Annotated in this window: 15 protein-coding genes; 7 read left to right on the top strand and 8 right to left on the bottom strand. The window is 56.0% G+C overall.

The window, feature by feature from the left end:
• Window positions 1–110: 110 nt before the first annotated feature.
• The 3 genes from ACOZ42_RS08035 to ACOZ42_RS08025 all read right to left on the bottom strand — a co-directional run bounded on the left by ACOZ42_RS08035 (window position 111) and on the right by ACOZ42_RS08025 (window position 3727).
• The gene (locus tag ACOZ42_RS08035; protein WP_003800089.1) at window positions 111–560 is read right to left on the bottom strand and encodes an Hsp20/alpha crystallin family protein; all 450 of its coding nucleotides are present in this window, start codon (window positions 558–560) and stop codon (window positions 111–113) included.
• 202 nt (window positions 561–762) lie between these two features.
• On the bottom strand, window positions 763–2295 hold the full coding sequence (locus ACOZ42_RS08030; RefSeq protein WP_131071777.1) for a nucleobase:cation symporter-2 family protein: 1533 nt from the start codon (window positions 2293–2295) through the stop codon (window positions 763–765).
• A gap of 55 nt (window positions 2296–2350) precedes the next feature.
• A complete protein-coding gene (locus tag ACOZ42_RS08025; protein WP_240208705.1) occupies window positions 2351–3727 on the bottom strand; it encodes an 8-oxoguanine deaminase in 1377 nt (458 codons plus the stop codon).
• 454 nt (window positions 3728–4181) lie between these two features.
• Between ACOZ42_RS08025 and fmdA the strand changes: the two genes are divergently transcribed.
• The 6 genes from fmdA (at window position 4182) to ACOZ42_RS07995 (ending at window position 13372) form a co-directional block, all read left to right on the top strand.
• The gene (gene fmdA, locus ACOZ42_RS08020) at window positions 4182–5381 is read left to right on the top strand and encodes a formamidase (protein ID WP_003800092.1); all 1200 of its coding nucleotides are present in this window, start codon (window positions 4182–4184) and stop codon (window positions 5379–5381) included.
• A 57-nt stretch (window positions 5382–5438) separates the two neighbouring features.
• Window positions 5439–5726, top strand: a complete 288-nt coding sequence (locus ACOZ42_RS08015; RefSeq protein WP_426345801.1) for an FmdB family zinc ribbon protein — start codon at window positions 5439–5441, stop codon at window positions 5724–5726.
• 243 nt (window positions 5727–5969) lie between these two features.
• Window positions 5970–8207, top strand: a complete 2238-nt coding sequence (locus tag ACOZ42_RS08010) for a TonB-dependent siderophore receptor (protein ID WP_301605609.1) — start codon at window positions 5970–5972, stop codon at window positions 8205–8207.
• A gap of 202 nt (window positions 8208–8409) precedes the next feature.
• Window positions 8410–9168 (top strand): sulfate reduction electron transfer complex DsrMKJOP subunit DsrO, encoded by a 759-nt coding sequence (gene dsrO, locus ACOZ42_RS08005; protein ID WP_426345800.1) that lies wholly within the window; start codon window positions 8410–8412, stop codon window positions 9166–9168.
• Between the two features lie 9 nt (window positions 9169–9177).
• Window positions 9178–10227, top strand: a complete 1050-nt coding sequence (nrfD, locus tag ACOZ42_RS08000; protein WP_131071771.1) for an NrfD/PsrC family molybdoenzyme membrane anchor subunit — start codon at window positions 9178–9180, stop codon at window positions 10225–10227.
• A gap of 19 nt (window positions 10228–10246) precedes the next feature.
• Complete coding sequence (locus ACOZ42_RS07995) at window positions 10247–13372, top strand: tetrathionate reductase subunit A (protein ID WP_426345799.1); 3126 nt, start codon at window positions 10247–10249, stop codon at window positions 13370–13372.
• Window positions 13373–13572: 200 nt separating this feature from the next.
• Here ACOZ42_RS07995 and ACOZ42_RS07990 read toward each other — a convergent pair whose 3' ends face one another.
• The 5 genes from ACOZ42_RS07990 to ACOZ42_RS07970 form a co-directional block, all read right to left on the bottom strand.
• Window positions 13573–14907, bottom strand: a complete 1335-nt coding sequence (locus ACOZ42_RS07990; protein WP_059317645.1) for a sigma-54-dependent transcriptional regulator — start codon at window positions 14905–14907, stop codon at window positions 13573–13575.
• Window positions 14892–16709 carry an ATP-binding protein gene (locus ACOZ42_RS07985; protein ID WP_059317646.1) on the bottom strand — a complete coding sequence of 606 codons (1818 nt, stop codon included), beginning with the start codon at window positions 16707–16709 and terminating at the stop codon, window positions 14892–14894. The genes ACOZ42_RS07990 and ACOZ42_RS07985 overlap by 16 nt, the downstream gene beginning before the upstream one ends.
• A gap of 63 nt (window positions 16710–16772) precedes the next feature.
• Window positions 16773–18092, bottom strand: a complete 1320-nt coding sequence (locus ACOZ42_RS07980) for a dicarboxylate/amino acid:cation symporter (RefSeq protein ID WP_336579539.1) — start codon at window positions 18090–18092, stop codon at window positions 16773–16775.
• Window positions 18093–18139: 47 nt separating this feature from the next.
• Entirely contained in the window at window positions 18140–19579 is a 1440-nt protein-coding gene (locus ACOZ42_RS07975) for an aspartate ammonia-lyase (protein WP_426345798.1), read from the bottom strand.
• Window positions 19580–19971: 392 nt separating this feature from the next.
• A complete protein-coding gene (locus tag ACOZ42_RS07970) occupies window positions 19972–20232 on the bottom strand; it encodes a hypothetical protein (RefSeq protein ID WP_426345797.1) in 261 nt (86 codons plus the stop codon).
• Here ACOZ42_RS07970 and ACOZ42_RS07965 point away from each other — a divergent pair.
• Entirely contained in the window at window positions 20213–20743 is a 531-nt protein-coding gene (locus ACOZ42_RS07965) for an AAA family ATPase (RefSeq protein WP_240208710.1), read from the top strand. The genes ACOZ42_RS07970 and ACOZ42_RS07965 overlap by 20 nt on opposite strands.
• The last annotated feature ends 181 nt before the right edge of the window (window positions 20744–20924 follow it).

The following is a 20924-nucleotide window of genomic DNA, read 5'->3' as shown; positions in this document are numbered from 1 at the left end:
TGGGCCGGGGCGTGGACAGGTGATAACGAACGCCTGCAGTCGCTCTGCATGCCGCGCATAAAACAAAAAACCGCGCCAGAACGGCGCGGTTTTTTGTTGACAGCACAGGCTTAGCGAACTTCCAGCTTTTTGGCCCCGGTTCCGCTCTTTTTCTTGGGCAGAACCAGTTCCAATACTCCGTTTTCGCATTTAGCGCTGGCTCGCGCCTCGTCAATATCCTGCGCCAGACTGAAGCGACGGGTCTGCACCCCATAGTAGCGCTCACTGCGCAACACCGTATCACCCTCTTTCTCTTCATGGGTGCGCCGGCTCTCTACCTTGATAGAGACAATATTGCCATCAACGCTGACATGCACATCTTCTTTATTGATGCCAGGCACTTCAGCGCTAACCTGATAGGCTTCCTCGTTCTCACTGACATCCAGACGGATGGCGGGTGGCGTATTCCCGGCCAGGGAACCAACGACGGGGACGCGCCGGAACATATCTTCGATATCCCGCCACGAATCCAGACCAGCCAGATCCCCAAACGGATTAAAACGTGTCAAATTGCTTGCCATGCTTGACCTCCATTTTTCCTTTGCTGAGCCCTGTGCAAGGGAAGGCGTGGGCTCGGGCGCCTACATCAACAGAAATGGGGGGCTTGTTCACTTTTTCAAGTATCTGCGTAAAAAAACCGCCCTGCTCGTTAGAGAGACAAGGCGGCCAAAGGTACGACCGTGTAGACGTTGAGCAAATATTGCCAAGAGGGACTGCCCAGCCTTACGTACTGCTCAGGCTTGGCTTGGCGTGTGGCAGGACGGGCTCATGGGCCAGTGGATGATCGTCATCAATGACCGGAATCTCCTTGCCGTCTTTGTCCATCACCTTGCCATTAATCACGTGATCACCTTCATTCAATTTGGCCAGATCCGAGACACGCAGATAGCGGCCTCCCCCAGCTGCAAATACGGAAGGATGCTCGGAATTGCCCAGGGTGAAGTGGTTGAACAGCAGATTCAGTACGATGGCGACCAGAGCGGCCGAGCTGATACCGGAATGGAAAATCGTTGCAAACCAGACCGGGAAGTGCTCGTAGAACTTGGGTGCCACAATGGGAATCATGCCTGCGCCAATTGAGGTGGCCACAATAATCAGGTTCATATTGTTGTCATAGTTCACTTTGGCCAAGGTACGGATGCCGCTGGCTGCGACCGTGCCAAACAGCACCATGCCCGCACCGCCCAGAACGGCCGGCGGCACAGCAGCGACCAGGCGTCCCATTATCGGCAACAAGCCCAGAGCAATCAGGATCAGGCCGCCAAAGGCGACAACATAGCGACTTTTCACGCCGGTTACCGCTACCAGGCCTACATTCTGGGCAAAGGCGCTTTGCGTGAAGGAACCAAAAACGGGAGCAAGCAGGCTGGAGAGCATATCGGCACGCAAACCATCACCGAGACGGCGGGCGTCCACTTTGGTCTCGATGATATCGCCCACTGCCAGAATATCCGCCGAGGTCTCGACCAAGGTCACGATGATCACAATGAACATGGAGATGATCGCGGCCGTCTGAAAGGTGGGCATGCCGAAATGGAACAGGCTGGGCAAGGCAAATACCTCCCCTTCGCTGACCGCTGAGAAATCCGCATGTCCCATGGCAACAGCAATGACAGTGCCAATAATAATAGCCAGCAAGATGGACAGGCGAGAAATAGTGGCACTTCCCAGCTTGCTGAGCAGCAGCACGATCAGCAAGGTCAGGGCAGCCAGGGAAATATTGCCGACACTGCCAAAGTCAGGCGCCTGTGGATTGCCGCCCATCGCCCAGAAGGCCGCCACCGGCATCAGGGTCAGCCCAATCGTGGTGATTACACAACCGGTGACCAGAGGCGGAAAAAAACGGATGACTCGAGAAAAGATGGGGGTAATCAGCAACCCTATGAAGGAGGCCGCAATCACTGCGCCAAACACCGCGGGCAAGCCGCCGCCCGTGCCCAAAATGGCGATCATGGTGGCAACGCCCGAAAAGGACACCCCTTGTACCAGGGGCAGCCGGCAGCCGAAGAAAGGAACGCCCAGGGTCTGCAGCAAGGTGGCCAGCCCGCCCATGAACAGGCAGGCGGTAATCAACAGCCCTGTTTCGTTGGCAGGCAGGCCCGCAGCCTCACCAATAATCAGCGGGACGGCAATAATGCCGCCATACATGGTTAATACGTGCTGAAAGCCATAGGCCAGATTGGCCCCCAGGCCCAGATTCTCGTCTTCAGGACGCGGCGCCGTTGCCGCAGCCCTTGCCTGTGCAGGTCTTGTCATAACTGTCTCCGAGGAATAATGAGGCAGGGCTCTGTCGGCCCTGTCGCTACTGAACTTAAGCCGTCACTGCGCCGGACAGTGCCTTGTCACGCAAACGACGTGCGGCGCCTTGATGACGCTGCATCAAATCGTGTTGATCAATCCCGCAGACCTGGCCGTCAATGACACGCCACTGACCTGCGACCATCACGCGGTCAGCGCGGTCCGCACCGCACAGCAATAAGGCAGCCAGGGGGTTTTCCGCACCCGAAAAACGCAATTCATCAAGAGTGAACAGGGCCAGATCTGCTTGCTGTCCAACGTTCAGACCGCCAATATCGTCCCGGCCCAAACAACGGGCCGAACCCTGGGTGGCCCAACGAATGACGGCTTGATGGGTGACCTGCCCTGGCTGGTAACGCAGCCGGCCTAACAACAGGGCCTGCCGCATTTCCTGAGCCAGATTGGAGTGATCGTTGGAAGCCGAACCATCAACCGCCAGACCAACCGGTGCGCCTGCCGCTTCCAGCTCAATGGTGCGGCACAGGCCACTTCCCAACACCATATTGGAGGAGGGGCAATGGGCGATGCCGGTCCCTGCCCGACCCAGGCGTTGAATTTCTTCGTCATTGAAATGAATGCCATGCGCCAGCCAGGTACGATTGCTCAACCATCCCTGCTGATCCAGGTAATCAAGTGGACGCATGCCAAAGAGGCGTTCACAGTAGGCGGTTTCATCGTCGGTTTCGGCCAGATGGGTATGCAAACGCACGTCTTCGCGCTCGGCCAGTTGGGCACTTTCACGCATGAGCTCACGGCTGACAGAAAAAGGCGAACAGGGAGCCAGCGCCAGGGTAATCATGGCGCCGTCCTCGCGCTGGTGATACTGACGAATCAGGCGCAGACTGTCATCCAGAATGGTTTGCTCGTCCTGCACTACGATTTGCGGCGGTAAGCCGCCCTGCTCGCGGCCCACACTCATGGAGCCTCGCGTCAATGCCGCACGAACGCCCAGACGCTGGGCCGTTTCAGCCTGACAGTCAATTGCATGCTGCAAGGCGCCCGAAAACACATAATGGTGGTCAGCCACCGTAGTGCAGCCCGATTGCAGCAGCTCCACCATCGCCAGCTCACTGGCCACCTGCATCTGCTCATCATCCAAGCCTGCCCATACGTCATACAGGGTGGTCAGCCAGGGAAACAACGGTTTGTTCAAGGCGGGGGTATAGGCCCGGGTCAAGGTCTGATAAAAATGATGATGAGTATTGACCAGACCGGGCAGCAATACATGACGTGAGGCGTCCCAGGTTTGGTCATAGGCCTGTCGCGGTTGCTGACCAGACGCTACTTTTTCGATAATGCGGCTGTCTTGAATCAGCACGCCACCGGCGGCATCCGCGTCAGAACAAGCCAGTGGATGTCGAATCCACAGGATGGGGGAACAGCTAGTCACAAGGGTGTCTCCTGCGTTTTATTTGCTTTTATTGTTGTCAGTTCAACTTGCTGTCTTATTGCGCGTTGGTGATAAGGGTTATTCGGAGCCTTACGAACCAAGCCCCCTTTTCCGTGTCTGGCCTTGAATCTGCTTGGGCCATTAAGAAACTCGTATGTCTTCTATACGAATTAGCGTATGTCCATACCCCTTTTTATTAACGGTACGCGCCGACATAAAAAACCTGCGCCAGATCAGGATTTATCCTCTAGACAAAAAGCGCGGTTTATTGTTTTTTAATCGCTTAATGTCTAAATCATTGACTCACTTAAGAATTTATTTACTGGCAAAAAAATGCATATAAAACCGTTGCTTGGCTGATTTTGACCATGCTTGTCCAGTCGTGTTAATGGTGTGGTCAAGCGCCTGAAAAAGCGCCTTGGTGCGAACCTCGCACACATACTTCGGAGAACACATGCAGCATATAAAAATCAAACCCGGCGCACCCCTGGCCGAACAAGCTGAAATAGGGCACAACCGATGGCATCCTGATATTCCCGATCTGACCAGCGTCAAGCCGGGTGAAGAAATGATTCTGGAATGCCTGGATTTTCTGGATGCCCAGATTAAAAACACCGATAGCGCCAACGACGTGCGCGACGTTGACCTGACCCGCGCTCACCCCCTGACCGGCCCGATCCACGTGGAAGGCGCCGAGCCCGGCGACATTCTGGTGGTGGACCTGCTGGATATTCGCTGTATTACCCCGGTGGGTTTCTCGGGCATTTTTGCCAAAGAGAACGGCGGTGGTTTTTTGGCCGAGCATTTCCCCGAAGCCGACAAGGCCATCTGGGACCTGCATGGTGTGTATGCCACCTCGCGGCATATCCCTGGTGTACGCATCGCCGCCATGATGCATCCCGGCCTGATCGGCACCCTGCCCTCGCATGAGTTGCTGCGTGAGTGGAATCGTCGGGAAGCCTTGCTCGTACCCAAGGGCCACGCCAATCCACCCGACGCCAAGACAGCGGTGCTGCGCGGTGTCAAGGGCGCGGAATTTGACCGTATGGCTGCCGAAGCCGCCCGTACCGTGCCCCCGCGTGAGCACGGCGGCAACCTGGACATCAAGAATCTGACCATCGGTTCGCGGATTTACTTCCCCGTGTACGTCAAAGGGGCTGGCCTGTCCATGGGTGACTTGCACTTCTCCCAGGGCGATGGCGAAATCTCCTTTTGTGGCGCCATTGAGATGGACGGCGCTGCCCACCTTGGCTTTGACCTGATCAAAGGGGGCATGGCCAAATATAATCTGACCGCGCCTATCTACGTGCCGGGCCGCCACGATCCCAAGTACGATCAGTGGATGCACTTTACCGGGATCAGTGTGGAAGAAGGCGTGAACTACTATCTGGACTCCACGGTCGCGTACCGTCAGGCTTGCCTGGCGGCGATTGATTACATCAGCCGCACCACGGACTTGTCGCGCGCGCAAGCGTACATGCTCCTGACGGCCGCTCCCGTTGAGGGTCGTTACGGTGGCGTGGTGGACCTGCCCAACAGCTCCGCCTCCCTTGCCTTGCCTACCGGTATTTTTGATACCGATATTCTGCCTAAGGGTGCCTTGAATGATGCCGCTCGTTTTGGCCGTCCAGGCACACGCTGTAAGCTGAGCTAATCGGTCTATGGCCCTGGTCTTTCATTGAGACCAGGGCCCGTTTCACTTGGATTTGCCATGCCTTTGTACGACTATCTTTGCAATCATTGCTTGCAACGCAGCAGCCATTTGCGCAGCATGGCTGCCCGCAACGACCCTCAAATTTGCCCTGCTTGTGAAAAAGGCAGTCTTTTGCTGCAGCTGAGTGCTCCTCGGCGTCTGTTCAGCAAATCCAGCCCCGCGCGGGGCCTGACCCCTCAACAAGCCCTGGCCGGCAATAATGTGACTGGCCCCGGCACGCGCTCCAGTACGCGCAACTCGGTTATCCATACTTGCATGGGCCCTGGCTGCAGTGTCTGCGCTTGAGCGCATTCACCCTGTCTACCACGCACGCTGCCCATCTTGACAAGGGCTTTGTCTTGACCGGCAGCGGCTGGGTGTCGGGCTGAATGCGCCGATCCCTTTGTATCGGCCATACGAAATTATCACTTTGTAACACCGCTCACCTTGTTTATAATCACGAATCAATCTCATTATTACTAGGTGTTAATCATGTCGGTGTCCTCCTCTTTCGCCGCTACGCGCCGTAGGCCTGGCGGTGTCCCCTTTATGTCCCTAAGCAGTCTGGCTGTAGCGATGAGCTTGGCCTTCCCTGTTCAGACGCGAGCGCAAGAGGTCGAGGAACTGGAGCGCATCGTGGTCAAGGCCGAACAAGAGCTCAAGCAAACCTTGGGGTCGTCTGTCATCACCGCCGACGACATCCAGAAATCCCCACCCGCCAACGACATCTCCGAAGTGCTGCGCACCATGCCGGGGGTCAACCTGACGGGTAATTCAGCCAGCGGGCAGCGTGGCAATAATCGGCAAATTGATATCCGCGGCATGGGCCCGGAAAACACGCTGATTCTGATTGATGGCAAACCGGTCAGTTCACGCTCTGCCGTGCGATTTGGTTGGCGGGGCGAACGCGATTCCCGCGGCGATACCAACTGGGTTCCTGCCGAGCAGATCGAACGAGTAGAAGTGCTGCGCGGCCCAGCCGCAGCTCGTTACGGTAACGGAGCAGCCGGAGGAGTGGTCAATATCATCACCAAGCCCACCACCGACACGTTCCAGGGCTCCTATTCTCTTTATGGGAATGTGCCCGAACACAGCGATGAAGGGGCGACACGCCGCATGAATTTTGGCCTGAGCGGCCCCATCAGCGAATCCCTGTCCTTTCGCCTATACGGAAACCTGAACAAGACCGATGCGGACGACCCGGAGATCAATAAAGGCCACCAGACCGAACGCGGGGGGGCCAACGCCAACAGTCTGCCTGCCGGGCGTGAGGGGGTGCGCAACAAGGACATCAATGGTCTGCTGTCCTGGCGTCCCGACAGCCGCCACACGGTGGACCTGGAGGTTTTCTACGGCCGCCAGGGCAATATTTACACCGGCGATACCCAAAACACCAATACCAATGATGAGGTCAAACGCCAGTTGGGCGACGAAACGAACAAAATATATCGCCAAAGCTATTCCCTGACCCATCGGGGTGATTGGAATGACAAAACCAACACGCTGGCGTATGTGCAGTACGAGAAAACACGCAACTACCGTCTGCTGGAGGGCCTGGCGGGCGGGACCGAGGGGGCATTTAATGACCCGTCCCGTGTGAACGATGGGGGATTTGGTACGGCTGACCTGAGCACCCTGACCGCCCATGCCGAGGCCAGTCATCAATTCAAGGCCGGCAGTATTGAGCAATACGCAACGGTCGGTATGGAATGGGTTGGCCAGGAACTCAACGACACGTCCTCGGACTTGGCGCAACGCAACCCTACCCGCATCCCTGGCGTACCGACGGCCTACAAGCCCAAATCGCGAGCCAGTATTTATTCGGTGTTTGCTGAAAACAATATTTACGCTACCGACCAGACGACCGTTACACCCGGGCTGCGCTTTGACTACCACGACAAGCATGGCAGCAACTGGAGCCCGTCACTCAATCTCACGCATGCGGTAACTGACAACTGGTTGTTCAAAGCCGGTATCGCCCGCGCCTACAAGGCTCCCAACCTGTATCAAAGTAATGATGGCTACACCTTGTACAGTCTCGGTAACGGTTGCTGGGGTAATACATCATCGAGCACGACAGGTTGCTTTCTGCAGGGTAACTCGGACCTGAAGGCAGAAACCAGCATCAACAAGGAGCTGGGAATTGAGTATGTCGGTGACGGCGGCCTGGGTGCAAGCCTGACCTACTTTCATAACGACTACCGCAATAAAGTGGAAGCAGGACGTTTTGCAGTAGATAGCTTTACCGCCCTGAACAAGCAGCAATTGGTTCTGCAGTGGGAAAACATTCCCAAAGCCGTGGTTTCAGGCCTGGAAGGCAACCTGACCTGGCCCGTTGCCCCGAACTGGCTATGGTCAACCAACTTCACCTACATGATTGAGTCCAAAAACAAGACCACTGGCGAAGCGCTGTCCACGATTCCCAAATACACCATCAACACTACCTTGGACTGGACGGTAAACGCCGACTGGTCCTTGCGGGCCAAAGCGACGTTCTACGGCGAACAAAAGCCACCCAAATACGACTACTACGGGCAGACTCTGACAGGCTCTGCAACCGACAAGGTCTCCCCGTACGCCTTATTTGGTCTGAGCACCCAGTACAAAATCAACAAGCGGATGCATATCACCGCGGGTGTCGACAATCTGTTTGACAAACGCCTGTTCCGGCGCGGAAATGCAATCGGCGTGAACCTGGGGACGCCCAACTACATCTATGGCGCTGGCGCTCATACGTTCAACCAGCCTGGCCGTACTTTCTTCCTGAGTCTGGGCGGGACTTTTTAAGTATTTTTCTTTTTAAATCAGTCTTATACAGCCCCTTCTGAACGAAGGGGCTTTTTTTTGTGCCCATTATCACTGCATATCAACATTTCAACCTTTAAATGTTCTTTTTGACTTTCATCAAGACTGTAACTTCGTATTCTTAATATGCTTATAACTGTAAATAATTTAAATGGGTTAAACCCAGGCAAAAAAAGGAAAACACATGATTCCAACCGCCGAGCCCAAACCGGGCAAGCGACGTTTTCTTAAGGAATTACTGGGCCTGAGCGCCGGTGCCACCATTATTCCTATCCAGCCTGTCCAGGCGGCCATGAACAGTCAACCTCCCCGCCGCAGCGGTGGGAAAGAGGGGGCCCGCTACGGCATGGTGGTGGATCTACGAAAATGTATTGGTTGTCAGGCCTGTACGGTCAGTTGCTCGATCGAAAACGCCCCGCCTATCGGGCAGTTCCGAACCACGGTTCTGCAATACGAGGTGCTCGACGAGCAGCAGCAGGCGGCCATGCTGAGCCTGCCGCGCCTTTGCAATCACTGCGATAACCCACCCTGTGTACCTGTCTGTCCGGTACAGGCGACATTTCAGCGTGAAGACGGGGTGGTGTTGGTGGATAACGAGCGCTGTGTCGGCTGCGCATATTGTGTTCAGGCCTGTCCTTACGACGCCCGCTTCATTAACCATGAAACCCAAACTGCCGACAAATGCACGTTCTGTGAACATCGCCTGGAAGCGGGCTTGCTGCCGGCCTGTGTAGAAAGCTGTGTGGGTGGAGCGCGTGTCATTGGTGACATGAACGATGAAAACAGCACGATTTCCCAACTGCTCAACGAGCACAAAGAGGAAATCCGCGTTCTCAAACCCGGCATGAATACCAGCCCCCATGTGTTTTACATCGGCTTGCCAGACGAGTTTGTCGATGGTGTGGATGGTCAGGCCAGCGTGCGTCTGACCAATCAGTTCTAAAGGGCCGATATGTCTATTATTGAAATTCTGACCCCCGCCTATGAAGTCGCCTGGCTACCTTGGGCGGTCCAATACTTTTTTCTGGTAGGCATGGCCGCCACCAGCACGGTCTGGGTATGGCGTTGCGCCTGGTCTCGCGATCCCGCTTTGCGTCGTTTGGAACCCGCGCTGATGATTGTGCTGCTGTGCAGCAGCATCGCCGCGCCCGTGTCCTTGCTGGCCGACTTGCACCAACCTGGCCGTTTCTGGCATTTCTATGCCCACTTCACACCTTGGTCCTGGATGTCATTGGGCGCCATTCTGTTGCCTGTGTTCGTCGGGTTGTCGGTGGCGAACGTACTGGCCTGGTGGCTGGACAAACGCGCTTTGTGGCGCGGCCTGAGCCTGGCCCTGCTGGTCTCGGCCGTGTCGATTCTGGTTTACAGCGGCTTTGAAGTGATGGTGCTGCGTTCACGTCCTTTGTGGAACACCGCGTTTTTGCCGGTAAATTTTGCGTTGACAGCAGCCCTGGCCAGTTTGGGCGCACTGTTACTGGTTGCCCGCTTTCTGCCCGGTGGCGTGGCCGGTCTGCCGATGAACTATATCCGCCGCTGGTCGTTGGGTGTGGTGCTGTCCCTGATCCTGGTGGCCCTGCTGTGGCTTGGCTCCGGTTTGATGGGTGAGAGTCGCTCTTTTGCTGCCGCCCAGGAGCTGTTCCAGACCTACCCGGTATGGCGTTTGGGCTTTCTGGGCTCTTGCGCTTTGGGTCTGCTGCTGCTTTATATGCTCAGCCGTCCGGCCGAGACGTTGCAAGGCACGTGGTATAGCTTGCTGTGTGCCGCCTTCATGCTTGGCTCTGCCTGGGTGTTTCGCTGGATTATTTTCATGGCGGTGCAGGGTGTACCGAAATATGGTGCTGGTTTGTACCTCTACACCATGCCTTTGGGCAGTGATGGACTGCTGGGCATGCTGGGTGTGCTCGGCCTGTGCATTGCCTTGATTGCCGCCAGCACCACCCTGCTCTCTCTGTTCCCGGCCCGGCATGCGCCGTTGACGGCCCAGGCCGCACAGACCCACTAGATTTCAGGTACTTATCGTCATGAGCAAGAAAAACGAAACCCCCGATCTGTCGCGTCGACAGGTCCTGACCCGCGGCGGCGTTGCTGTGGGTGGTCTGGCTGCTTTTGCGGCCGGTTACAGCGACACCGTGGTCAAGGCGGTACAAGGTCTGGGTCAAGGCACAGCCGGAGCGCCAACCGCCCATGCTACCCGCGGCAACTCTCTGCAAGCTGAATTCCGGATCGATCCGGTTACCGGCTTGCTCGACACGCAGCCTGGCCAGATTGTCAGCCCTTCCAGTTGCCTGGGATGCTGGACCCAATGTGGGGTGCGTGTGCGCATTGATACGGAGAACAATAAGATTCTGCGTATTGCCGGCAACCCCTACCATCCCTTGGCCACCACCCAGTCTGCCCCCATGGAGCAGCCGGTACGCGAGGTTTACGCCATGCTCGGTGGTGAAAATGGACTGGAAGGCCGTGCCAGCGCCTGCGCGCGTGGTGCATCCATGCTAGAGCAGCACAGCAGTCCTTATCGTGTTCTCTCCCCCCTTAAGCGTGTTGGCCCGCGCGGCTCAGGGCAATGGCAACGCATCAGCTTTGAGCAACTGATCGAAGAGGTTTGCGAAGGCGGCAACTTGTTTAACGAAGGCCACGTCGACGGATTGCGGGCCATTTGGGACCATGAAACCCTGATAGATCCGCAAAACCCCGAGTTTGGCCCACTTGCCAATCAATTGTTGTTCACCGATGCGGCCAACGAAGGTCGTACGCCGCTGGTCAAACGCTTTGCCGAACAAGCGTTTGGCACGATCAACGTCAGCAACCACGGCTCTTATTGCGGTCAGAGCTTCCGCGTAGGCACTGGCGCTGCCATGGGCGATATCAAAGGCATGCCGCATGGCAAGCCAGATTGGAAAAACGCCCGTTTTGGACTGTTTATTGGCGCGGCACCCGCTCAATCCGGCAACCCCTTCCAGCGCCAAGGTCGCGAGCTGGCGGAAGCCCGTTCGCGCCCTGAAAACACCTTTAAATATGTGGTTGTTTCCCCGATCCTGCCAACCTCGTCCAGCCTCGCCTCGGGCAGCGGCAACCGCTGGCAGCCTGTCCTGCCCGGCACCGACTTGTCGCTGGTCATGGGCATGTTGCGCTGGATTCTGGAACAAGAGCGCTTTGATGTGGAGCATTTGGCCCTGCCCCACGCCCCGGCCGAACAGGACGAAAACACGGCTTCCTGGACTAACGCCAGCCATTTACTGATTGCTGATCCTGAGCACCCTGGTTTTGGCCGCTACTTGCGCGGTACCGACCTGGGTTGGGAAGTGACCGAAGGAGCTGAATCACCCTTTATCGTTCAGGACGAACAAGGTGAGCTGCGCGCCCATACCGATCTGGATCGCGCGACGCTGTTTGTCGACCGTCTTGTTGATCTGGACGGCAAGGATGTACGCGTCTGTACCGCCTTGCATATGCTGCGCGAGCGCAGTCAGGAGAAAACCATTGCCCAGTACGCCCAAGGCTGTGGCATGGAAGAAGAAGCCCTGATCGAGCTGGCGCGAGAGTTCACCAGCTATGGCCGGCAGGCAGTGGCCGATGCGCATGGTGGCACCATGAACGGGTCGGGTTTCTACACGGCTTATGCCATTGCCATGTTGAATACCCTGGTGGGCAACCTGAACCTGAAAGGGGGCCTGGTGCTGGATGCGGGCCCATTCGGGCCTTTTGGACCGGGACCACGCTACAACTTTGCACAGTTTCCTGGAAAAGTGACGGCCAAAGGCGTGTCCTTGTCGCGCCATCGTTTCGCCTATGAGAAATCCAGCGAGTACAAACGCCGCCTGGCAAAAGGTGAAGCCTTATACCCGGCTCCTGCTCCCTGGTACCCCGCGGTGGGCGCCTTGAGCAGCGAAATGATTGCCTCCGGGCTGAATGGCTATCCCTACTCGGCCAAGGTCTGGATCAATCACATGAGTAATCCGGTCTACGCGATCGCGGGCTTTAAAAATGCGCTGCTGCACAAGTTGAAAGATCCGGCCGCCCTCCCGCTGTCGATTTCGGTCAATCCATTCATCAACGAGACCAATGCTTATGCAGACTACATCGTGCCGGACACGGTCACCTATGAAAGCTGGGGGGTGTCTGCGCCTTGGGCCGACGTAATCGCCAAGTCCTCGACCTTGCGCTGGCCGGTTGTTCAGCCCCGCGTGGAGCGCACGGCGGATGGTCAGCCGATCAACTTGGAAAGTTTCCTGTTTGCGGTCGCGCTACGTCTGGAACTGCCCGGTTTTGGCAAGGGTGTCCTGAAAGACAAGGCGGGCAATACCCATGATTTGTTGTGCGCCGAGGATTTCTACCTACGGGGCATGGCCAACATCGCGTTTGGTGCAGGTCGTCCGGTGGGCGATGCCTCCGATGACGATATGCGCATCACGGGTGTCGACCGCCTCTTTCCAGAGCTGCAATCGCGCTTGCATCCCGAAGAGCAGCGTAAAGTGGCCATGTTGCTGACCCGCGGTGGACGCTTCGATCGAATTGAAAACGCCTGGAAAGGCAATCAGCTGAAAAATCGCTACGACAACGCTTTACAGATCTGGAACGAAGATCTGGCCAAGATGCGTCACACCATGACGGGCGAACGACTCAGTGGGTGCCCCACCTGGTACCCTACCCGTCTGGCCGATGGCAGCCCGATGCGCGAACATTTCTCTGAACAGGAGTGGCCGCTGCTGATGAGCTCCTACAAATCCAACTTGATGAGCTCCATGTCGATTGGCATGTCCCGTTTGCGCCAGGTGCATCCGCATAACCCGATCTCATTGAACCTGGAGGATGCGAAGAATATGGGTATCCGTAACGGAGATCGTATCCGGGTCAGTACACCAGGCGGAGCCGTCGAAGGCGTGGCGTTGGTACGCGGCGGTATCATGCGCGGGGCCATCGCGATCGAACATGGGTTTGGTCATACCGAGCTGGGCGCCCGCTCTCATCACATCGACGGTGAGGCCACCCCCCATCTGGCGGATCTTGCGGCTGGCGTGAACCTGAACGAGCTGGGTTTTGCGGACCCAACCCGTGGCGACGGTCAGGACAACGTGTGGATTGATTGGGTTTCAGGAGCTGCCGTGCGTCAAGGTTTGCCAGCCCGCGTGGAGAAGTTGTCGGCTTAGAAAAGACGACCCGGGTCTCCTAAGGCCGTGAAAGGCAAAGAACGCCGACTCTACGTTGAAGAGTCTGGCGTTCTTTTTTGCCTCGTCAAACCGGCACGATCTGGCGCTTGCCCGCCCCAGCGCGTAGCGATTGCGTAGTGCGGGCCTGTTCAGGCGACGTAACAGACAGGGTCGGCCGCCCATGCCCAGACAGACCAGTTCTAGGACGCCAACAGGCCGTACTTGCGGATCTTGTCGTGCAGCGTACTTTTGGCTATGCCCAATTCCTGCCCGGCGCGAGTCAAGTTATGGTGATGTCGTTTCAAGGCTTCAGCGATCAAGGCGCGCTCGACCGCTTCAACGGTGTGGACCAATGAGGTCGGCACGGTTCCTGGAGCGGCTTGCTGACCGGGCAAGGCGCTGTTGACCCCCAGCACGCAGCGATCGGCGAAATTGCGTAGCTCGCGCACATTGCCCGGCCAATGCCAGCCCAGCATGGCCTGCAAGCGCTCGGAGTTTGGCTCCAGCGCCGGACGGTCATGCCGAGCCGCCGCCAACAAGGCAAAATGCTCAAACAACAGGCCAATATCCTCACGGCGTTCGCGTAAGGGCGGCAAGGGCAAGGTCGCCATATTCAAGCGGTAATACAAGTCGTGACGAAACAAGCCTTGATCGGCCAGGGCCAGTAAATCAACTTTCGTCGCCGCAATGACGCGGCAATTGATGGCGATGGATTGATTAGAGCCCAGACGCTCCAGCGTGCGCTCCTGTAAAACGCGCAATAGCTTGACCTGCATGGCCATCGGCATGCTTTCTATTTCGTCCAGAAACAAGGTGCCCTGGTGCGCATGTTCGATTTTGCCGATCACCCGCTTGCCTGCACCCGTAAAGGCCCCCGCCTCATGACCAAACATCTGACTGTCGAACAGACTGTCGGACAGGGCGCCGCAATTGACTGCCACAAAATTACCGTCCCTGTTGGGCCCTAGATCGTGCAGGCAGCGCGCCACCAGCTCTTTGCCGGTGCCGGTTTCGCCAAAAATGAGTACATCGGCGGCACTATTGCCCAGATTGCAGATCAGTTCGCGCACCTTGGACATGGGACAGGAGTTGCCCAACACGCGAGCCTCAATGGACTGCTTGTCTTGTAATCGACCCTGCAGTGCTTTGATCTCAAAGCTCATTTGACGTCTGTCCAAGGCGCGCGATACCACCTGCACAAAATGTTCGGGCGAAAACGGCTTCTCAATAAAATCGTAAGCCCCCATTTTCATCGCCTGAACAGCCATCGACACATCGCCATGGCCAGTAATCAGCACCACAGGCAAGTCGCTGTCCAGCTGTTGCAGTTGCTGCAGCAAGCTCATGCCATCGGCACCCGGCAAACGTACATCGGACACGACAATGCCTGGCCAGCCATTGTGCAGGAGGCGCAAGGCCTGTTCTGCGCTCTCGGCCTCCTCCACCCGAATGCCTTCAAGCTGCAAGGTTTGGCTACAACCCAGACGCACATTGACATCGTCTTCAACGATGAGAACGGTTAGCCCTTCGTACATTTTTCTGCTCCAGGAAAGGGAAGCACAATGGTGAACACGGCGCCACCACCTGGCAAGTTATCGGCTGTCAGACTGCCGTCGCAATGTTGAATAATACTCATCGAAATAGCCAAACCCAGCCCCAGCCCTGTACCACTTTCTTTAGTGGTGAAAAATGGCTCGAATAGATGCAGCCGAGCATCCTCGCTTAATCCTGGGCCATTGTCCTGAACCCGTATCGTCACCTGCTGACCTTGCCGCTGGCTGCTGAGCTGAACAACAGGGTGCGTGTTTCGTGAGGCGCCGGCATCAATCGCATTACTCAGTAAATTAACGATGACCTGTTCAAGACGGTTGGGATTGCACTGCACTACCCCTGCATCGTCTGCCAATTGAATCTGGATTGTTGCACGATGCTGGCGAATCGCGGGTTCGAGAATCAACAGCGCCTGATCGATAATCGCGCTCAAATCTGTCAGTTCTGAATGGCCTGGCGACTTGCGGGCAAATTGCTTGAGCTGAGAGGTCAGCGCGCCCATGCTGTCGACCAGATCATTGATGCGCTTCAAGTTGGCACGCACGGTATCCAGATCACCGCGCTCCATGAAGCGGATGGTATTTCCTGACAAGGTACGCAAGGCAGTCAGGGGCTGGTTCAGTTCGTGGGCCAGGCCAGTAGACAATTGCCCGATGACCGCCAGTTTGCCAGCGTGAATCAGACCCGCCTGGGTTTCTTCCAGCGAACGCGTACGTTCTTCTACTTTGCGTTCAAGCTGAGCATGTGCGCGCTCCAGCTGAACGCGAGCCAAGGCACGGTCACGCTGTTGCTGCCGGCGCAAATACCAGCTGACCAGCATCACAAACAGGCATACAAGCCCCAAAGCGGCCAACACGGCGTACAGACGTGCCATGGAATAGACCAGATCGGTGGGTAAAAACAGGGTCAAGGTCCAGCCGTTCGCACCAAACGGAATTGTCTGGGCCAGCAGGAGTCCGCGGGTGTCATCCTCGGCTCCCGACGCCCTGCCATCAGAAGGCAAGGACACCAGCTGCGCATCCTGGCTCAACACGCTCTGGGTCAGTAAATTCAGGGGAACAATGGGCAAACCGTTGTACTGGCGGGTCTGGTGCAGATGCAGTTGTACATCTTCGCTCAGGGGCTGACTGGCAGTAAATTTCCAGGCGGGCACCGAAGACAGAATCGCCACACCATAGTGATCGGACACTATCACCGGCGCTTGAGCGTGGGTCCAGGAATCCTGCAGGCGATCCAGATCCACCTTGATGACGGCCACGCCGATCACCTGCCCTGCCTGGGTGATGGGGGAGGAAATGTAATAGCCGGCCTCGCCCCGTGTGGTTCCAACTCCAAAAAAGAATCCGGGCCGTCCTTCACGCGCTTCGGTGAAATAATGGCGGTAGGAAAGATCTTCCCCCAGATAGCTATCGGCCTCTTGCCAGTTGCTGGTCGCCAGAACCTGACCCTGACGGCCGAGGATATAAATCACGCGGGTCTGGGCGCGCTCGTTCAAGCGCTCCAGATGACGGCTGACCTCGCGCGAGGACCGGGTGCCCCGCTCCAACAGCCCCACCACTTCTTGATCCAGCTCCAGCATCTTGGGCAGATACTCATACTTCTCGACTTCGTGGCGTAGTGTCAGCGCATACAAATCCAGACGCTGCCGCCCCGACTCCTGCAAGCTGGACAGTCCGAATGATTCACCAGCTCGGTAAGCCATCACGCCCGCCAAGGCTGACAGTGACGCAATCAATACCAGCAACAACAGGACTTTATGAAGACGAATAAATCGGGGCAGATGCATAAAACGTAGCGGCCACTTACGCAGAATATTTAGTAAACAGCCGCTATATCGACACGGAAGACGTCAGGCGACAGCGGGTGCTGAGTCCGGGCCTGCCTGCTCGGGCTGGGGCTGTGGTGAGCCTGCCGCCTTGCTGTCCGCCTGGTCAGGCGCATCGATGGCACCTTCCCATTTAGCGACAACGGCTGTGGCAATGCCGTTACCCAATACATTTGTCGCAGTGCGGCCCATGTCCAGAAAGTGATCAATGCCCATGATCAATAATACACCAGCCTCAGGCAGCCCAAACATAGGCAAAACTGCTGCCACGACGACCAGCGCAGAGCGTGGTACGCCGGCAATACCTTTACTGGAAATCATCAACACCAACAGCATGATAATTTGCTGTTGCATGGTGAGCGGCACGTCATATGCCTGAGAGATGAACAGCGCCGCAAAAGCGGTATAGATCATGGAGCCGTCCAGGTTGAAGGAATAACCCAGCGGGAGGACAAAACCGATAACACGCTTGCGTACACCGAACACTTCCAGCTTTTCCATCAAACGAGGATAGGCGGCTTCGCTGGAGGCCGTCGAAAAGCCCAGTAACATCGGTTGACGGATTTCTTTGAACAGGGTGAATACCCGGCCCTTGAGCACCAGAAATCCCGCGGCAAGCAAAATCGCCCACAGCACCACCAAGGTGGCATAAAAGCTGCCCAGAAACTTGCCATAGACGGCCAAAATACCCAGCCCTTCGGTCGTGATGATATTGGCAACAGCGGCAAACACGCCCAGTGGTGCAAAGTACATGACGTAGTTGGTGACGGTCAGCATCACTGGCACTGCGCCCTCAATCGTTTGCGCCAGGATGTTGGCCTGAGGGTTACCACGCACTTTGCCCAAGGCCAGTCCAAAAAATACCGAGAACACCAGGATCTGCAAAATCTCGTTCTTGGACATGGATTCAAAAAAGTTACGTGGCACAACATGCGTCAGAAACGTTTTCAGATTCAGCGCCGAGGTATCCACCCCCAAATGAGCCGATTCGGCCGGCAAGGGAATGCCAACATTCGCACCAGGCTGGAAGATATTGGCAAAAATCAACCCTACCGTCAGCGATACCAGCGAGGCCAGCAAAAACCAGCCCACAGCACGGCCCCCGATACGTCCAACAGTTGCCGCATCATCCATGCTGGCCATACCGGCAACCAGCGTGGCGAAAATCAACGGAGCAATGATCATCTTGATCAAGCGCAGGAACATATCCGTCACCATGCCAAAGTAGCTGGCAATGGCATGCGCCTGTTCAGGGGTGTCGGCCATCTTGTGGCAGATATAACCCACTACCACGCCCAGTACCATGGCAATCAGAATCCATGTGGTTTGCTTATTCAGCTTCATGCGTTCATCTCCCGTATCGGCCCGTGCGCGGGCCTGTCGATTTTTAATTAAAGAGTTTGTTCCGTGGTTTTGGAGGCGCGCGGCGCGATCAGTTGCTCAGGCTGTAAGGCCTGAGCCAGTTCGTCCGCGCTTAACAAACCTTGCTCCAGAATCAGCTCAGCCACCCCTTTACCGGTTTCATGCGCCTGCTTGGCAATAGCGGTGGCCGCGGTATAGCCGATCAACGGATTAAGCGCCGTGACCAAGCCGATGGAGTTGCTGACACTGTCTGCCAGACGCTGGGGATTGGCGGTAATCGTGTCCACGCAGTAGTCGGCCAAAATCATGCATCCACGCTGCAGATGACGCAGGCTCTTGTAAAGACTGTGGGCGATAATGGGCTCAAACGCGTTAAGTTGAAGCTGACCGGCTTCGGCTGCAAAAGAGACGGTCACATCATTACCAAAGACTTCAAAGGCAATCTGACTGACGGCTTCTGGGATAACGGGATTGACTTTGCCGGGCATGATGGAAGAGCCCGCCTGGCGAGGAGGCAAATTGATCTCACCAATGCCTGCACGTGGACCACTTGAGAGCAAACGCAAGTCGTTGCAAGTCTTGGACAAGGTGACGGCAATGCGTTTTAAGGCACCGGACAGCTGTACGAACGCGCTGCAGTCCTGCGTGGCCAGAATCAGATCCGATGCGCTACGCAGACTGATACCCGTGTTCGAGGACAGCAGGCGCGTAACCAGTTCGGCATAGCGTGGCTCCGTATTGATCCCCGTCCCGATCGCCGTCGCGCCTAGATTGATTTCACACAGCTCTTGCATGGCCTCGGTCAGGCACAGGCGATCTTTGGCAATCATGCCGGCGTAAACCGCAAATTCTTGCCCGAGTGTCATGGGGACTGCTTCCTGCAACTGCGTGCGCCCCATTTTCAACAAATCTTTGAAAGCGTGGGCTTTGCGATCAAAGGCTTGCTGCAAATACTCCAAGGCAGTCAGTAAACGGGCCGCACCCTGATAGGCAGCCAGTTTCAAGGCGGTGGGGTACACATCATTGGTAGATTGCCCCAGGTTTACATCCTCATTAGGGTGAAGGAACGCGTACTGCCCGCGTTGGTGACCCAGAATTTCCAGAGCACGGTTAGCGATCACTTCATTCGCATTCATATTGGTAGAAGTTCCTGCCCCTCCCTGAATCACATCCACCACAAAATGGTCGTGATGCTGGCCAGCCTCAATTTCCCGGCACGCCTGCACAATCGCTTCTTTCTTGGCGGCATCCAATGCGCCCAGTGCATGGTTGGCCTGTGCGGCGGACGCTTTAATCTGTGCCAGGGCTCGGATCAAATCGGGGTAGTTGGCGATAGTTGTCGCCGTAATCCTGAAGTTTTCGACGGCTCGCAAGGTGTGTACGCCAAAATATACCGAGTCAGGTACGGGGCGCGTACCCAGCAAGTCTTTCTCCAGACGAGTGTTAGCCGTTGCGGCGCAATCAGTCATGTCATCTCTCCGTTTTTATTAAGGGCCCCCAATACTGGGGTTCTTGTACGGAGTTAAAAGCAACAACTGTGCCAAGACTCTTTGCTGACATTAGTCTATTGAAAAACAAGTCATTTTTTGTGTGCTGATTGTATTAGCACCAACAATACGCCCCTTTCCGTTCGGATTTCCGAACAGAACAAACTCTAAAAAGACGGAAATCCGAACAGAATGCATCTGACCGTACACGTGTGCCCATGCGTTGATCGGTAGCCAGCCGTGTCAGCCTGCCGCTTCTTCACCCAAACCGCCCTCTTTTTGTTGCAGACGTTTTTTTCAATGCTTGTATTTCTTTTCCGTTAATTGCATTTTATTATTTATGAAAGACGCCTACTTACCAGCGTGTTAGGAAGTTATGTACTCAAGGCCAGGCATTTCACCATTTCCCGTCCCAGCCTTAAAATAAGGCCCCCTCCTTCCCTCCTTCCCTCCTTCCCTCCTTCCCTCCTTCCCTCCTTCCCTCCTTCCCTCCTTCCCTCCTTCCCTCCTTCCCTCCTTCCCTCCTTCCCTCCTTCCCTCCTTCCCTCCGGTCTTAGTTTCGGGGCGCGGCGCATCGTCGCCAAGCCTTTATCCTTTGTTGATCTGGATTTCTTTATGTCTACATTTGTCCTCATTTCCGGCTGCTCCGGCGGCGGTAAATCCACTCTGTTATCCGAGCTACAAAATCGTGGCTATACGGTTATACAGGAGCCTGGACGGCGTATCGTGCAGGAGCAGTGGGTCAATGGTGGCTCTGCCCTCCCCTGGCAGGATATGGAGGCCTTCCTGAAAGAAGCGATACAGGTCGCGCAGACTGACTACTCAACCGCGCCCAAAGATGGCCCTTGGGTATTTTTTGATCGAGGATTGATTGACGCCGCAGCTGCTTTAGAAGAGTTAACAGGTACTCCACTGCTGGACGAACTCAACAAGACTCACCCTTATCATTCACAGGTGTTCTTTACGCCCCCCTGGCCTGAAATATACGAAGTTGATCCAGAGCGCCGTCACGACATGAACGCGGCTTTGCATGAGTATGAACGTCTGGAGCGTGTCTATCCCCTGCTGGGATACCAAGTGCGCCTGCTGCCCAAAACAAGCGTAGAAAACCGCGCTGATTTTGTCTTGGAAACACTGAATCAATAGCGGAGCAAGCTTTGGTGCGCAGCGCATCAGGCCATTGGAAAATGGCTGATCGTCACTAGAGTGGCTATGTTCTCTAGCACCTGTACTGCATTTCATTCCGAGCTTTATGAGTGCTTAAAAAGCACAGACACACAAAAAGGGCCGCCAGTTTTAGAACTAGCGGCCCTTTGCACTTAACTCA

Origin of the sequence: Alcaligenes sp. HNGD-HTN06 (assembly GCF_049932565.1) — a bacterium.
Lineage (GTDB): Bacteria > Pseudomonadota > Gammaproteobacteria > Burkholderiales > Burkholderiaceae_B > Alcaligenes > Alcaligenes ammonioxydans.
The sequence above is the reverse complement of the archived record's forward strand: the minus strand, read 5'-3'. Positions and strand labels throughout refer to the sequence as shown.